Annotated in this window: 12 protein-coding genes; 4 read left to right on the forward strand and 8 right to left on the reverse strand. The window is 69.5% G+C overall.

Translation table 11 applies throughout. The annotated features are described in order from the left end of the window. Positions 1-613 precede the first annotated feature (613 nt). Positions 614-2,383: a signal peptide peptidase SppA gene (gene sppA, locus ACILRF_RS08710; protein ID WP_395671932.1), complete on the forward strand. Its 1,770-nt coding sequence runs from the start codon at positions 614-616 to the stop codon at positions 2,381-2,383. Between the two features lie 45 nt (positions 2,384-2,428). On the opposite strand, the gene ACILRF_RS08715 is transcribed toward sppA, so the two are convergent. The 3 genes from ACILRF_RS08715 to ACILRF_RS08725 form a co-directional block, all read right to left on the reverse strand. Continuing rightward, a complete protein-coding gene (locus ACILRF_RS08715) occupies positions 2,429-3,418 on the reverse strand; it encodes an aspartyl protease family protein (RefSeq protein ID WP_395671934.1) in 990 nt (329 codons plus the stop codon). An 83-nt stretch (positions 3,419-3,501) separates the two neighbouring features. Next, the gene (locus ACILRF_RS08720) at positions 3,502-6,516 is read right to left on the reverse strand and encodes a TonB-dependent receptor plug domain-containing protein (protein ID WP_395671936.1); all 3,015 of its coding nucleotides are present in this window, start codon (positions 6,514-6,516) and stop codon (positions 3,502-3,504) included. 229 nt (positions 6,517-6,745) lie between these two features. Next, the gene (locus tag ACILRF_RS08725) at positions 6,746-8,392 is read right to left on the reverse strand and encodes a peptide ABC transporter substrate-binding protein (RefSeq protein WP_395671938.1); all 1,647 of its coding nucleotides are present in this window, start codon (positions 8,390-8,392) and stop codon (positions 6,746-6,748) included. 13 nt (positions 8,393-8,405) lie between these two features. Between ACILRF_RS08725 and ACILRF_RS08730 the strand changes: the two genes are divergently transcribed. After that, on the forward strand, positions 8,406-8,930 hold the full coding sequence (locus ACILRF_RS08730; protein ID WP_395671940.1) for a hypothetical protein: 525 nt from the start codon (positions 8,406-8,408) through the stop codon (positions 8,928-8,930). Positions 8,931-8,941: 11 nt separating this feature from the next. On the opposite strand, the gene ACILRF_RS08735 is transcribed toward ACILRF_RS08730, so the two are convergent. Together ACILRF_RS08735 and oppB are read right to left on the reverse strand one after the other, a co-directional pair. Then, positions 8,942-9,805: an ABC transporter permease gene (locus ACILRF_RS08735; protein WP_395671942.1), complete on the reverse strand. Its 864-nt coding sequence runs from the start codon at positions 9,803-9,805 to the stop codon at positions 8,942-8,944. A gap of 41 nt (positions 9,806-9,846) precedes the next feature. After that, positions 9,847-10,770, reverse strand: coding sequence for an oligopeptide ABC transporter permease OppB (gene oppB / locus ACILRF_RS08740; protein ID WP_395671944.1), 924 nt, complete (start codon positions 10,768-10,770; stop codon positions 9,847-9,849). A gap of 105 nt (positions 10,771-10,875) precedes the next feature. Here oppB and ACILRF_RS08745 point away from each other — a divergent pair, with 105 nt between their 5' ends. Next, positions 10,876-11,283, forward strand: a complete 408-nt coding sequence (locus tag ACILRF_RS08745; RefSeq protein ID WP_395671946.1) for a TIGR01244 family sulfur transferase — start codon at positions 10,876-10,878, stop codon at positions 11,281-11,283. 7 nt (positions 11,284-11,290) lie between these two features. Then, the gene (locus tag ACILRF_RS08750) at positions 11,291-12,169 is read left to right on the forward strand and encodes an MBL fold metallo-hydrolase (protein WP_395671948.1); all 879 of its coding nucleotides are present in this window, start codon (positions 11,291-11,293) and stop codon (positions 12,167-12,169) included. An 84-nt stretch (positions 12,170-12,253) separates the two neighbouring features. Here ACILRF_RS08750 and ACILRF_RS08755 read toward each other — a convergent pair whose 3' ends face one another. The 3 genes from ACILRF_RS08755 to ACILRF_RS08765 all read right to left on the reverse strand — a co-directional run. Continuing rightward, entirely contained in the window at positions 12,254-13,885 is a 1,632-nt protein-coding gene (locus ACILRF_RS08755; RefSeq protein ID WP_395671950.1) for a long-chain-fatty-acid--CoA ligase, read from the reverse strand. Positions 13,886-13,927: 42 nt separating this feature from the next. Beyond that, positions 13,928-15,412 (reverse strand): AAA family ATPase, encoded by a 1,485-nt coding sequence (locus tag ACILRF_RS08760; protein ID WP_395671952.1) that lies wholly within the window; start codon positions 15,410-15,412, stop codon positions 13,928-13,930. Next, positions 15,409-15,692, reverse strand: a 284-nt coding sequence (locus ACILRF_RS08765) for a pyridoxal 5'-phosphate synthase (protein WP_395671954.1), incomplete at its 5' end; no start/stop codon positions are given. The genes ACILRF_RS08765 and ACILRF_RS08760, both read right to left, overlap by 4 nt.

Genomic DNA, 15,692 nt, shown 5'->3' on the forward strand with positions numbered 1-15,692 from the left:
CGCCGATCCACAGCGAGTTGGCCGCCGACGTCCCCGTCAGCGTCTCAGCCGCATCGGCGCTGAACAGATCTGAAACCGGTGCAGCGGTTTCGGCGGCGCGAGCGCCGTCGTACTTCACATAAGCCATTGTTCTTGTGCTTTCCCGTCGATGCAGACGGGCCCGACACCCGTCGACCGAACCGCCCCGACAGCCGTCCGATGTCCCCAGTCTGGACCAGCCTCGCCGGCCGGCGCGCCTCACAGGAATGTCGCAGGGGTGTGCGGCCGCGCCGCACCCCATCAGGAGGCCGGCGAAATGCGGCGATTGGCCACGCTTTGCGGACAGCCAGCTTGGCCGGAGCTTTCCCCTCGGGGAGCGGCCCAGAGTCAGCCGGATCGGCCGGGCGGCCGACGCCACGGCCTGTCGGAGAATGTGGCGGCCCGAGCGGGACAATCGACCGCACAGGTCGCACCCGCCGCAGGATGCGCGTCCCGCGCGCAAACGGCGCCGTGGATGCGGGCGCGCGCGCTTCCCGGCGTCCGGAATGTGTGCGACAGCGCCTTATTGTGTGCGACAGCGAGGGGCGCAGCCGCCGCTGGCGGGCCTCAGGTGATCGAGAGTCGACCGAGCGTCATGAAGCAGTTCCTGATCACCGCCGCCGGCGTGTTCGCCGGCCTGCTGGTCTTCCTGGTCGGCGTGCCGGTCGTGCTGGTCATTATGGCCGCCAACGCCGCCGGGCCGGCGCCGGTCCCGGCCCAGACCGTGCTGGAGCTCGACCTCCGCGGGCCGCTGACCGACCAGTCGCCGAGCAATCCCCTGGCGGGCATCGGCCGCCGGTCGCAATCGGTGATGTCGATCACCGAAGGCCTGCGTCACGCCGCCAAGGACGACCGGGTCAAGGGCGTGCTGGTCCGCCTGCCGGAAGGCGGACTCGATCCCGGCGCGGCCGACGAGATCCGCCTGGCGATCCGCCACTTCCGCACCTCGGACAAACCGGTCATCGCCCATAGCCAGGGGCTCTATCCGTCCGGCGTGGTCAGCTCGACCTATATGGTCGGCGCGGCGGCCAGCGAGTTCTGGATGCAGCCGGCCGCCTCGTTCCAGGTCACGGGCCTGGCCAGCGAGGACCTGTTCCTAAAGCGCCTGTTCGACCGCTATGGCGTCGAGCCGCAGTTCGAGCGCCGGCAGGAGTACAAGAACGCGCCCAACACCTTCCTGGAGAGCGACTACACGCCGTCGCACCGCGAGGCGCAGCTGTCGTGGATGACCTCGGTCTACCAAGCGGGCATCGCCGCCGCGGCCGCCGACCGCAAGGCCGATCCGCGGGCCCTGCGCACGACGCTGGAGGCCGGCCCCTACATGGCCGAGGAGGCCCAGCGGCTGAAGCTGGTCGACCGGCTGGGCCATGTGCGCGACGCCCAGCTGGCTCTGCTGAAGCGGGCCGGCGACGATCCGAAGCTGGTCGAGTTCGAGGACTATGACGGGCCGCGCAGCCGGCGTGCGCGCGGCGGAGTGATCGCCGTCATCGAGGGCGAGGGCGCCATCGTCACCGGCCGCGACCGCGGCTCCAACCCGTTCACCGGCTCGACGGCGATCTATTCCGACGACGTATCGGAGGCGTTCCACGCCGCGATCAAGGCCAAGGACGTCAAGGCCATCGTCTTCCGCATCTCCTCGCCCGGCGGGTCGGACACCGCCTCGGAACAGATCCTGTCGGCGATCCGCGCCGCGAAGGCGGCCGGCAAGCCGGTGGTGGTGTCGATGGGCTCCTATGGCGCGTCGGGCGGCTATTGGGTGGCGTCCGAGGCCTCGGCGATCGTCGCCGAGCCGACCACCCTGACCGGCTCGATCGGCGTGTTCGGCGGCAAATTCGCGGTCGGCGAGGCGCTGTCGCGCTATGGCGTCGACCTGCGCCAGATCGGCGTCGGGAGCCCCTATGCCGGGGCGTTCGGATCGTCCCGGGCCTTCGCGCCGGAGGAGCGGGCCGCGTTCGGCCGCTGGATGGACGAAATCTACGAGAACTTCGTCGCCCGGGTCTCGATCGGCCGCAAGCTGCCGCCGGAGCGGGTGCGCGAGATCGCCAAGGGCCGCGTCTGGACCGGCGCCCAGGCCCGGCAGCTCGGCCTCGTCGACGAACTCGGCGGCTTCTACCAGGCGGTGGACCGCGCCAAGCGGCTGGCGAAGATCGAGGGCGAGCCGACGTTGCGCCGGGTCGATCCGGCGGGCTCGGCGTTCGAGACGCTGGAACGCCTGTTGGGCGTGCAGGCGAGTTCGGTGCGGACGCTGGCCGCCGCCGCCTGGCTGTTCGGCGACCCGCGCGCCGAGCGGGTGATGGACGAGCTGGCCGCCGCCCGTCTGCGCGACCAGGGGGCGATGGTGCTGGCGCCGAAGGTGTTGCCGTAACGATCAGCTGCGCGGGAGCTCCCCCAAAGGGGAGCATGGGGGCGGCTATCGGTCGTTCAGGTAGAACACCACCTGCCGGCGGGGGTAGTTCAGCTCGACGGCGCTGAACTGGCGCAGGACATCCATTCCGAGCAAGAGCGTCGGCGCCTCGTTCAGACCCCAGAGCCGGAAGACGTGCAGGTCGGCGAAGACGGTGGCGAGGCGGCTGATCGTCAGGCCGCCGATCCGCAGGTGCGGCAGGACCCGCAGCTCGCCCTGGGCGGTCTGGCCGGTGACGCTGAGCACCGGGGCGGCTTCGCGCAAGGGAGCCGGCGCCCCAGGGGCCCGCACCGTCGCGTCGCGCAGGGCGAGGTTGCCGACGGTGCTCTGGGCGCCGGAATCGAGCAGCACGGTGATCCGCCGTCCTGAGGCGTCGGCGTCGACGACGATGAGCTGGCCGAACCTGTAGCGGGCGGCGACGGCGACCGGCTTGCCCTCCGGCTGTGCGCCCGTGCGCTGGCTCTGCGACTGGCGCATGGCGAAGGCCGAGCCGTCGGGCGCCGCGCCCGGGTGGCCGATCAGCAGCCGGTTGCGGCGGATGTCGAGGATCACCCGCCGGTCGCGCAGGACGTCGACGCCGAGCAGGCCGTCGGCGCCCAGCCGGGCGCGCGGCAGCATCGGGGCCCGCAGCCGGCGGCTGGTCACCTCGCCCACCGAAAGCTCGTCGATGGTCACGGTCTGCGACGGCTCGGCCCCGGCGACGCCGTGCAGGCTGACGCTGCCGGCGGGGGGCAGGCCGAGAGCTTGGGCAAGATCCTCGGCGGCGACGGTGCGGTTGGCGCCGGTGTCGACGACGAACTCGAAGGGCCCCTGCCCGTTCAGCCGCACCAGGGCGGTGATCCGGCCGGCCCCGTCGGCGCCGGTGGCGAGGTCGGCGGCGTCGGGGGGCGGCGCGGGCGCGGCGACGTTGACCAGCACGCGCGGACCGACGCAGCCGGCCAGCGGCAGGGCCGCCAGCAAGCCGGTCGCCTCACGCCTGTCGATCGGCCCGCTCATCGCCGCATGCTAGCAGCGCGCATGGAAAAAGGGCGGCGGATCGCTCCGCCGCCCTTCGCCCTCTCCAGTAACCGGTATCCGACTTAGAAGTCGGCGGTCAGACCGATGAACAGCTTGCGACCGAGCAGGTCGTACATCGGATAGGTGTTCGGCAGGCCGCCGCCGACGATCGAGGCGGGGACCAGCGGCGGATCCTTGTCGAAGATGTTGTTCACGCCGGCGCGCACCTTGAAGGTGTCGTTGACGTTCCACAGGCCCGACACGTCGAAGTAGTTGTACGAACGGATCTTGCTGATGAACGGGTTCGGCGGACCGGCCAGGGCGTCGTCGTCCGAGAGGTTCTCGTACTTCGTGCTGCCGTAGTAGCGCCAGGCCACCGACACCAGGGCATCGACGCCCGGGATCGTCCAGTTCATGCGGGCCGTGTGGCGCCACTTCGGCTGGACCACCGCGCAGCTCGGGCCGAAGTAGCCCGTGCAGTTGTACGGCTCATCGCCCGGCAGCGAGACGTTGTCCTGCTTCGTCAGCAGGGTGCCGGCGAAGTTGAACGAGATGCCGCCGACGTTGTTCACGCCCCAGTCTTCGAGCGGCAGGCTGTAGTTGGCCTGGAAATCCCAGCCCTCGTTGACGCTCTTGGCGACGTTGACGGTCTGGCCGTTGATGTAGCCGCCGCCAGTGGCCGTGGTCCCGAACAGGATGCCGTTCGCCGGGTTGCGCACCACCTGCGAGCAGAAGAACTCGTCCCCGGACTCGAGGCAGCGGTCGAGGATGATCTCCAGCGGGATGGTCCCGATGATGTTGCCGATCTTGATCCGGTAGTAGTCGACGCTGGCGCTGAAGCCCGGCAGGAAGGACGGACGGGTGGTGAAGCCGACCGTGAAGGTCTTGGCGACTTCCGGCGTCAGGTTGGTGTTACCGCCGGTGAGCACGGCGCACTGCTCGGCCGGGCACTGCGGGATCGTGCCATACTGTCCGGGCGTGACGCCGGTGTTGGCGCACTGGGCCGCGGTGGCCGGGTTGTCGGCGTCGCGGGCGCAGGGGTCTTCCGGCACGTCCGAGGTGTTGGTCACCGAGACGGGCGTGTAGAGCTCGAGGATGTTCGGAGCCCGGATCGCCTTATTGTAGGAGCCGCGGAAGCGGATGTCCTCGACCGGTTCCCACTGGAAGCCGACCTTGTAGGTCTTGGCCTGGATCCCCGTGGAGTAGTCCGAATAGCGGTAGGCGCCTTCCAGGATCAGTTCCCGGGCGAAGGCCATATCGCTGATCAGCGGGACGCGGGCTTCGGCATAGGCTTCGGCCGCACGCAGGCTGTTGTCGATACGGACGCTGGCGCCGCCGGCGCCCGACAGATCGCCGCTCTCCGAAGCCGCGTCAGGCGCGAACTGCAGGTGGTCGCGACGTTGGGTGACGCCGAGCGCGATGCCGACGCCTTCCTCGGCCCACGGCGATTTCACGCCGTAACCGCCAAGCTGACCGGTGAGGACCGCCTCGACGATACGCTGGGTGGTGCTGCCGTTGGTCGTGCCCAGGATGGTCAGCGAATCCGCCGCCGCGGGGCTCACGCCGCCGTCGGAGAAGATATTGTAGGGCACGCAGCCGGCGTTGCCGCTGAGGCAGACCGGGTTCGCCGCGGTGCCGCCGACCAGCAGGGCGTCCTGCAGGCGTTGCAGGCTGAGATAGTTCTCGACGCGGGTCGACAGGTTGGTCCGGTAGTAAGACCCGTAGACGTCGTAGCTCCAAACGTCGTTGATCTCACCGCGCAGACCGCCGACGAAGCGGAAGTTGGTGTGGTCGTAGAACGAGTTCCGCGGACCGCCTTCGACGTTGCGGCGACCGAAGTACATGTCGACCGTGTTGCCCGCCGCGATGTCAGCCGCCGTACAGCCGATGGCGGTGGCCTGCTGGCCGCTGAGGAACGGATTGTTACAGTTGAGGAGGAAGCCGCCGGTGTCGGTCACGCCGCTGCCCTGGAACAGGGCGCTGGGCGCGATGTTGACGTTCGACTGGCTGCTCATGAAGTTGAAGCTAGAGTAGACCTCGATGCGGTCGCTGAGCTCATAGTTGGCGAAGTAACCGGCCGTGTACCGCGTGTTTTCCTGCAGCAGGTACATGTACGGATTGGAGTTGAACGTCGCCGGCGGGGTGGTGCCCGCGGTGCCGTACGGGACGAACTGGTTGCCCAGCACCGCCGCCGCGTCGGACTCGCCGATGCCGTCGCCGTCGAGGTCCAGCAGAGCCCCGCTCGCCGGATAGAGGATGTTGGAGTTCGACGAGCCGCCGCAGAACGGGCCGGCCGCGTTGACGTTCAGCTGGCAGCCCGAGTAGTCGCGCTTGCCCTGGGCGACTGGCTTCTGCTTCGAGTAGGTGAAGAAGGCGGTGACGTTGCCGCGGCCGTCCGGCGCGTTGACGCCCATCAGCAGCGAGTAGTCGGCCGACTTGCCGTCCCAGCGCTTGCCGGGGACCGGCTGGACGGCGGTGTTGAGCACGTCCTGCATACGGTCGTTATGCTGGCTGTGCTGATAGGCGCCGTACTGGGCGTCGAGTTGGATGCCCTCGAAGTTGCGCTTCATGATGAAGTTGACCACGCCGCCGATGGCGTCCGAGCCGTAGGTCGCCGAGGCGCCGCCGGTCAGGACTTCGATGCGCTCGATCAGCTGCGACGGGATCTGGTTGATGTCCGGCGCGGGGTTCGGGTTGGCGGTGGTCGGGTCGCCGACGCCGAGGCGACGGCCATCCATCAGCACCAGGGTGCGCTGCGGGCCGAGGCCGCGCAGGTTGACGGTGGAGACGCCGCCCGGCGTGCTCAGCGGGTCGGAGGTCGGACCGAGGTCGACGCCCGGGTTCGAGGTGACCTGCGGGAGCTGGTTCAGGATGTCGATCGTCTGCGGACGGCCGCCGAGGGTCACTTCCTGGCTGCCGACGGTCTGGATCGGGCTGACGCTGGTGAGGTTCGGCTGCGGGATGCGCGAGCCGGTGACCACCACTTCTTCGAGATCGCCCTCTTGGGCGAGGGCCTGGGTCGCGCTGAGGCCGAACAGGGCAGCGCCGCACATCATCGACGACGCCAGCAGGCGCTCTCGCTTGGTGTTGAATTTCACGTCTTGAATCCTCCGCCGACCGCCCGAAGGGGGGTCGCTCCCATAGGAAAAGGTCCCGGAGGATCGCCCCTCCAGTTACACCGGAGTTACGTGGGCCTTGACGCGGAGGTCAACGCAGAAACCCGTCCCGATACTCATCCGGGCGCCAACCTGTCGCATTCCGGTCACAGAAATCGCCCCGCCGGGGGCCAGGTGACGTAACGGCAACATGACCTGGTGACCGGTTTCGTTACCGCACGCACAGGTAGCGAGTGGGGTGCCAGTCCACCAGATTCGCCTTCCAGCCCGTGATCTTCGGGTTCACCAGGTTCTTGTTGACGTAGAAGTAGGTGGGCACGACTGCGGCATCGTCCAGCATCAGCCGCTCGGCCTGGGCGAGGTATTCCGCCCGCCTCTCCGCATCCACCTCCTGGTCAGCGAGGGCGAGTAGGCGGTCATAGGCAGGGTTGTTGTAGTCGCCGTAGTTCTGAGCGCCCGTCGCCGACTGCATCAAGTTGAGGAAGTTCACCGGATCGTTGAAGTCGGCGACCCATGCCGCATCGGCAATCTGGAAGTCGCGCGCGCGGTAGGACGCATAGGCAATCTGGGTCTCGTTCTGCGCCAGCCGCAGATCGACCCCGATCTGCTTCCAGTCGGCCTGGATCGCCGGCATCACCAGCATCGGATCGGGCGAGTTGCGATGCTTGATCTCCAGCTTCAGCGGATTGTTCGGACCGTAGCCCGCCGCCGCCAACAGGCGGCGCGCCTCGGCCTGCCGGCGTTCGAGCGGCCAGTCGGCCCAGGCCGGCGGCTCAATCGGCCGGTAATTCGCAACGCCAGGAGGGATGAAATTGTATGCGGGGACCTGGCCGCCGCGCAGCAGCTTGTTGGTGATGAACTCGCGGTCGACCGACATGGTCAGCGCCTGCCGCACCCGCCGGTCCTTCAAGGCCGGAACGTTGGCGTTGAATGCGAGGTAGGAGACGCCGAGGTAGGTGTGGGTCTGCACATAGGGCGCCATGACCGGGTCGGCCCGAAGGAAGGCGATGCGGTTGGACTGAATCTCGGTGTTGATATCGAGTTCGCCGCGGCGCACCCGCCGCTCGGCGCTGATCGCGTCCGTCGTCGGGTAATAGTAGACCTCGTCGACGCAGACCTTCCCGGCGTCCCAGAACCGCTCATTCTTGACGGCCTTGACGTAATCACCCAGCCGCCAGGCGACGATCCGATAGGGGCCGTTGGAGACGTAGTTCTCCGGCCTGGCCCAGGCGTCGCCCAGCTTCTCGATCTTATGCTTGGGCAACGGGTACATCGTGTTGTGCTTGGCCAGTTCCGGCAGATAGGGCGCGGGATGCAGCAAGGCGATCTCCAGCACGCGCGGCCCTAACGCCCGAACGCCGAGCGTCTCCGGAGCCGCCTTGCCCTCGTTGATCGCCTGGCCGTTGCGGATCGGGTAGAGCATCCAGGCGTATTCAGAGGCGGTTTGCGGCGACACGATGCGTCGGAAAGAGAAGACGAAATCGTCCGCCGTCACCGGCGCGCCGTCCGACCATTGCGACTCGCGCAGATAGAACCGCCATGTGAGTCCGTCGGCGCTGGTTTCCCAACGCTCGGCGACGCCCGGAACCGCGGAGCCGTCAGCAGCCTCCTGCGTAAGGCCGATGAAGCTATCCAGAAGTATGTGGTGCTCCCAGGTTCCCTGCACCTTGTGCGGGTCGAGGGAGATCGGCTCCGAGCCGTTCCCGACCTGGAGGCACACCTTGCCTTCCGGGCACGGCGGACGGGCGGGGCCCTTGTCGCAGCTCGCCAGACCCAACACTCCGGCGAACGCCGCCGTCGCGATCAGGAGATTGCGTGCGTGACGCCCCGCCGCTTCAATGACGCTGGGCAAGGACATGGAGGCTCTTTTCATGGTGTTGGCGAAACGCGGCGCGCTCGCCGCGGTGTTCATGGCCCTGGCCGGTCACGCGGCCGCGCAGGAGGCGCCCGCCGGATCGGCGCTGGTCCAGCAGCTGACCGACTGCCGCAAACTGACCGCCGACGCCGCCCGCCTCGCCTGCTTCGACGCCGCAACGGCGGCGCTGGCCCAGGCGGAGGCCAAGGGCGAGATCGTGGTCGTCGACCGCGCCCAGGCCCAGGCGGTGCAGCGCCAGGCGTTCGGATTCTCCCTCCCGTCGCTGTCGCTGTTCGACCGCGGTCCGGCCCAGGGGCCGGTCGACAGCGTCACGGGCAAGGTCGCCCAGGCCCGCACCGACGCGAACGGCAAGTGGATCGTCCGACTGGTTGAAGGCGGGACCTGGGCGCAGGTCGACAGCGCCACGGTCATGCGGCCGCTGCGTCCCGGCATGGAGGTGCGGATCAGCCGCGCCTCGCTCGGCAGCTTCCAGATGAGCGTCGGCGGGCAGCGCGCCTTCCGCGCCCGCCGCACCGAGTAGACCGGGCCGGCTCACCGGTCCTTCGGGTCGATGGCGTCGCGCAGCCCGTCGCCGATGAAGTTGAAGCTCATCAGCGTCACGACCATCACGAGCGACGGGAAGATCAGCAGCCAGGGCGCCAGCTCCATGTCCTGGGCGCCGTTGGCGATGAGGGTGCCGAGCGAGGCCATCGGCGGCTGCACGCCGAGCCCGAGGAACGACAGGAAGCTTTCGGCCAGGATCACCGCCGGGATGGTCAGGGTGACATAGACCACCACCGGGCCCAGCAGGTTCGGCACGATGTGGCGGAAGATGATCGCGCCCTGGCCGAGGCCCGCCGCCCGGGCGGCCTCGACGAACTCCTTGTGCTTCAGCGTCAGGGTCTGGCCGCGGACGATGCGGCTCATGGTCAGCCACTCGACGGCGCCGATGGCGACGAAGATCAGGATGATGTTCGACCCGAAGGTGACCATCAGCAGGATGACGAAGAAGATGAAGGGCAGCGAATAGAGGACATCGACGACGCGCATCATCACCTCGTCGAGCCGGCCGCCCACGAAGCCGGCGACGGCGCCCCAGGCGACCCCGATGACGAGGGAGACCACCGTCGCGACGAGGCCGATGGCCAAGGACACCCGCAGGCCCATCAGCAGACGGGCCATCAGGTCGCGACCGAGGCTGTCCGTGCCGATCAGGTGGCCGTTCTGCAGCGGCCCGAGCCAGACGTCGTTCTTGTTGATGGTGTCGTAGTGATAGGGCGTCAGGTACGGCCCGACGATCGCCGCCAGCACCAGCAGGGCCAGCACGATCATCCCGGTCACCGCCGCCTTGTTGCGCAGCAGCCGACGGCGGGCGTCGTCCCACAGGCTGCGGCCCTTGACGGCCGCCGTCTCCATCGTCTGGGCCCCTCTGCGGGAGCCGGGAGCCAGCACCGAACTCACGACAGCTTCACCCGCGGATCGAGCGCTGCGTGCAGCAGGTCGGCGACGAGGTTCAGGACGAGGATAAGGGCGGCGTAGAAGATCACCATGCCCATCACCACCGTGTAGTCGCGCTGCAGCGCGCTCACGACGAAGAACTTGCCGAGGCCGGGCAGGTTGAAGATCTTTTCCACCACCAGCGAGCCGGTCAGCAGGCCGGCGCAGGCGGGGCCGAGGTAACTGACCAGCGGCAGGATCGCAGCGCGCAGGGCGTGGCGGGTGACGATGCGGTGCTCAGGCAGGCCCTTGGCCCGGGCTGTGCGGATGTAATTCGAGCGCAGCACCTCGACCATGCCGGCCCGGGTCAGGCGCGAGATGATGGCGATCTGCGGCAGGGCCAGAACCGTCACCGGCAGCACCATGTTCAGAAGCGCCCCGTCGTTCCAGCCGGCGCTCGGCAGCCAGCCGAGCTTGGCGGCGAAGGCCAGGACCAGCAGCGGCGCGGTCACGAAGGTCGGAATGCAGACCCCGAGGATGGCCACGGTCATCACCACATAGTCGACGCTGCGGTTCTGCCTGAGGGCCGCCAGAACGCCGAGGCTGACGCCGACGACGGAGGCGATGACGATCGCCGACAGACCGAGCCGCAGGGAGGGCTTGTAGTTCTCCTTGAGGATGTCGAGCACGGTCTTGTCGCGGTACTTCAGCGACGGCCCGAGATCGCCCCGGGCGACGCCGGCCATGTAGTCGACGTACTGCTCGTGCAGCGGCTTGTTCATGCCGAACTTGGCCAGCACGTTCTTCTCGATCTCCGGCGACAGCTTCCGATCCATGTCGAAGGGGCTGCCCGGCGCCGCGCGCATCATGAAGAAGGCGACGGTGATCACCAGGAGAAGGGTCGGGATCGCCACCAGCAGGCGCCGACCGATAAAACGGAACATCCGGGGGAGACGCCTTCCGGGTTTGGCCTTTTCGGGGCGGGCGTTGCGAAACTTTCATCGCCCCCCGATGATGTCAACGAACCCATGTATCTGGATGTTACACCGATGACCGACTTCCGCCGCGTGACCGACGAGCTCTCCGTCGCCCCCCAGATCCGGGTCGAGGATGTCGCCGAGGCGGCGCGCCAGGGGTTCCGCACGCTGGTCAACAACCGTCCGGACGGCGAAGAACCCGGCCAGCCGACGAGCGCGCAGATGCAGGCCGCCGCCGAGGCCGCGGGCCTGGCCTACGTCCACATCCCTGTCGTCGGCGGCCCGACGCCGCAGCAGGTCGAGGCCAGCCAGCGGCTGTTCGCGGAGGCCGACGGCCCGGTGCTTGCCTTCTGCCGCTCCGGCACCCGCTCGATCGTCACCTGGACCCTGGCCCAGGCGGCCTCGGGCGCCTACAGCCGCGACGAGCTCGTCGCCATGGGCCGAGCGGCCGGCTACGACCTGTCGTCGCTGCGCTGGTAGCGACGGGGTGTCGATCCCCTACGTCCGCGAGATCGCGTTCGAGTACGGCCGCTGCGATGAGGTCTCGCCGCTGATCCGGCGGGTGATCGCCGACAATCCGGGGCCGTTCACCTATGTCGGAACGGGGACCTACATCGTCGGCCACGGCGAGGTGGCGGTCATCGACCCCGGCCCGGACGACGCCGCCCACCTCGAGGCGCTGATGTCGGCGATCGCCGGCGAGCGGGTGAGCGCCATCCTCGTCACCCACGACCACGCCGACCATTCGCCGCTCGCCCGCCCGCTGCAGGCCCGGACCGGCGCGCCGATCTGGGGATGCGCGCGCCTTGCGCCGGACCAGGACGACACCGGCCTGGAGGCCGGCGCCGACACCGCCTTCCGGCCCGACCACGACCTCTGCGCCGGCGGCATGGTGCAGGGCCCAGGCTGGACGCTGGAGGTGATCCCGACGCCAGGCCACACCTCCAACCACCTGTGCTTCGCCCTGGCCGAGGAGAACGCCCTCTTCAGCGGAGACCACGTCATGGGCTGGTCGACGACGGTGATCATTCCCCCGGACGGCGACCTCGGCGACTACCTCGCCAGCCTGGAGACGATCCGCGGACGGGGTTTCGAGACCCTGTGGCCGACCCACGGGCCGCCGATCCGCGAGGTCGAGCCCTTCCTCGCCGCCTATGCGGCCCACCGCCAGGCCCGGGCGCAGCAGATCCTGGCCGCCCTCGCCGACGGCCCGGCGACGATCGCGGACCTGGTTCCGAAGCTCTACGCCGACGTCGACCCGCGCCTGCACCCAGCGGCCGCCCAGTCGATGCGGGCGGCCATGATCCATCTGGTGCGGGAGGGGAGGCTGGTGGAAGACGCGGGGGTCTACCGGCTGGTCCTTTAGTCAAGCTGGCCGCGGCCTAATGAGTTCGGCACGGTCATGGATGGCCGGGACAAGCCCGGCCATGACGAGCGGTGCTCGTCGCCCTCAAGCCACGCCCGGCAGCACGTAGTCGGCGAGGTCGGCGCGCAGGCGCTTCTTGTCGACCTTGCCCGTGGCGCCGAGGGGTATGTCGTCGACGAAGAGGACGTCGTCGGGGGTCCACCACTTGGCGATCTTGCCGGCGAGGAAGTCGAGGAACTCCTCCTTCGTCGCGCTCTCTCCGGGCCTCAGCTTGACCAGCAGGACCGGCCGTTCGTCCCACTTTGGATGGGCGACGCCGATCACCGCCGCCAGCGCGGCCTTCGGATGGCCGGCGGCAAGGTTTTCGATGGCGATCGAGCTGATCCATTCGCCGCCGGACTTGATGACGTCCTTGGCGCGGTCGGTGATCTGCATGAAGCCGTAGGGGTCGATGGTGGCGACATCGCCGGTGTCGAAGAAGCCCTCCTCGTCGAGGATGGCCCCGCCGGCGCCCTTGAAATAGGCGCTCGAGACGGCCGGGCCGCGGATCATCAGGCGGCCGAAGGTCTCGCCGTCGTGAGGCAGGCGCCGGCCCTCGTCGTCGACGAGCTTGAGGTCGACGCCGAGCGGGGGGCGGCCCTGCTTCAGGGCCAGCTGCTTCTGCACGGCGTCGTCCAACCGCAGCGTGGCCGACGTCGGCCTCGCCAGGGTGCCGAGCGGCGAGGTCTCGGTCATGCCCCAGGCGTGGGTCACCTGGACGCCGTACTCGTCTTCGAAGGCGCGCAGCAGCGCCTCGGGCACCGCGGCGCCGCCGATCACCACCCGCTTGAGCGTCGAGAGCCGGGCGCCGGTCTCCCGCAGGTGGCCGAGCAGCATCTGCCAGACGGTCGGCACGGCGGCGGAGAAGGTCACCCCCTCGGCCTCCAGCAACTCGTAGATCGAGGCGCCGTCGAGCCTGGCGCCCGGCAGCACCATCTTCGCCCCCGTCGCCGGGCCGGAGAACGCCACCCCCCAGGCGTTGGCGTGGAACATCGGCACGACCGGCAGGACGACGTCCGTCGCCGACACGCCCATGGCGTCGCGGGCCATGGTGATGAAGGTCAGGAGGAAGTTCGAACGGTGGGAATAGAGGACGCCCTTCGGATCGCCCGTCGTGCCGGAGGTGTAGCAGAGGCCCGCCGCGGTGTTTTCCGGGAAGTCGCCCCAGGTCACGTCGGGATCGCCTTCGCGCACCAGAGTCTCGAAGCACAGGGCGCCCGGCAGGTCGACGCCGGCCATGCCGGCCTCGTCGGTCATCACCACCACGTGCTTCACGCTCGTCATCCTGTCGCGATAGCCGCGCAGCACCGGCAGGAAGGTGAGGTCGGTGAAGAGCACGGTGTCCTGCGCATCGCCGATGATGAAGCACAGCTGGTCGGGGTGCAGGCGCGGGTTGAGGGTGTGGCAGACCGCGCCGATGCCCATGATGGCGTACCAGGCCTCCATATGGCGGGCCGTGTTCCAGGCCAGGGTCGCGACCCGATCGCCGGTCTGGACGCCGAGGGCCTTGAGCGCACCGGACAGGCGTTTCGCGCGGTCGTGCAGCTCGGCATAGGTGGTGCGGACGATCGGCCCCTCGATGGAGCGGGTGACGATTTCCTGGCCGCCATGCCAGTCGCGGGCGTGATCGAGGATCCGGTCGACCGTGAGCGGCCAATCCTGCATCAGGCCCTGCATCTGGCGTCTCCTCCTGTTGTGGTTTTCGCCACGCTAGAGGGCTCAGGAACGGCTGGGAAGCCTCGCCAGCCAATCGCGCGCGGCGGCGCCGGGCGGGCCCGACGCATCGAGTTGGAGCCAGGTCATGGGGCCGCGATCGCGAGCGAGCTGGCGGCGCAGCACCGGCTCATCGGCGTCGGAGGCGTCGCCGGTGCGGGCTGCGACGCGGGCGGCCAGGACCTCGGCCGGCGCGTCCAGCCAGACGCCGTCGAACGGCACGCCCGCCCCCTGCGCCAACCCTTCCGCCCGGGCGCGCAGGGCCGGGTCGAGGAAGGTCGCGTCGAGGACCACTGCGCGGCCGGCGGCAAGCAGGGCCTCGGCCGCGACGAAGAGGGCGTCGTAGGTCCGCGCGGTCATGTCGGCGGAATAGATCTCCGGACCGCCGCGGGCGCCGGGCGCGAGGCCGGCCAGCCGCTTGCGGACCTCGTCGGTGCGCAGCACCACCGCGCCGGGCGCGGCGCCGAGCGAGGGGGCGATGTCGCGCGCAAAGGCCGACTTGCCGCTGCCCGACAGGCCGCCGGCCGCGACCAGGCGGGGCGGCGGCGGATCGAGGTGGCCGAGGCCGGCGGCGACATATTCGCGGGCCGTCGCCATGTCGCCGGTGTGGGCGGTGACGTGCGCGCGCACGCCGGCGCGCACGGCCAGCATCAGCGGCAGGGCGCCAAGGCCCTCCCAGAGGCCGTCTGTGAAGCTGCGCGCCGCCTCGTCGAGATAGGCCGACAGCACCCGCGCGGCGGCGTTGCGGCGACCGCGGAACTCCAGGTCCATGATCAGGAAGGCGAGGTCGTACTGGACGTCGATGTCCGAGAGCAGGTCGTTGAACTCGATGCAGTCGAACACCACCGGCGCGCCGTCCTCGAGGAGGATGTTGCCGAGATGGAGATCGCCGTGCGAGCGGCGGGCGAAGCCGCCCGCGGTCCGCGCCTCCAGCAAGGGCCGCTGGCGTTCGAACTCGGCCTGGGTCGCGGAGATCAGCCGGGCGACCTGATCGGCGCCCAGAGCGCCCGACATCTCGGTCAGCAGCTGGGCGTTGGAGCCGATGGTGAAGACCATGGAGCGCCAGCCGCCCTCGGGCCGCGGGGTCGCCTCGGCGTGGAAGCGGGCGATGGCGCGGCCGAGCTCCTCGGCGAGAGGCCCATCGACCGCTTCGGGTCGGGCGGCGAGGACCGCCTCGCTCTCGAAGCGGCGCATCTCCAGGGCATGGTCGACGACCTCGCCGGCGCCGCCCCACTCCAGCCCGCCGCGCGCCGCGCGGGTGATGGGCCTGAGGCGGCGGTAGACGTCGCAGGTGCGGGCGTTGAAGGCGAGCTCGCGGTCGAGGGCCCACAGCCGGCGCTCGGCGGTGCTGAAGTCGACGTACCCCAGGCTGACGTGCCGCTTGAGCTTGTAGGCGAGGGTCTCGCCCAGGAAGACCCGGGAGATCGCCGTCTCGATCGGCGGTCCGAACTGGGCGGTGAGCCAGGCCGTGACCTCGTCCTCTGGCCTCAAGGGAACAGCCGCTGCGTCGTCCAGCCGGCGCCCGACCGCGTGAACACCAGCCGCTCGTGCAGACGGAAGGGGCGGTCGCGCCAGAACTCGATGGCCTGGGGTTCGACGCGGAAACCGGACCAGTGGGGCGGGCGGGCGACCTTGCCGAGCCCGAACTTCAGGCCGAACTCGGCGATGCGCTTTTCGAGCGCCCGGCGGTCCGGCAGCGGCCGCGACTGGTCCGAGGCCCAGGCGCCGATCTGCGAGGCGCGGGCGCGGGTGGCGAAATAGGCGTCGGCCT

This window comes from Phenylobacterium sp., assembly GCF_044236515.1.
GTDB lineage: Bacteria > Pseudomonadota > Alphaproteobacteria > Caulobacterales > Caulobacteraceae > Phenylobacterium.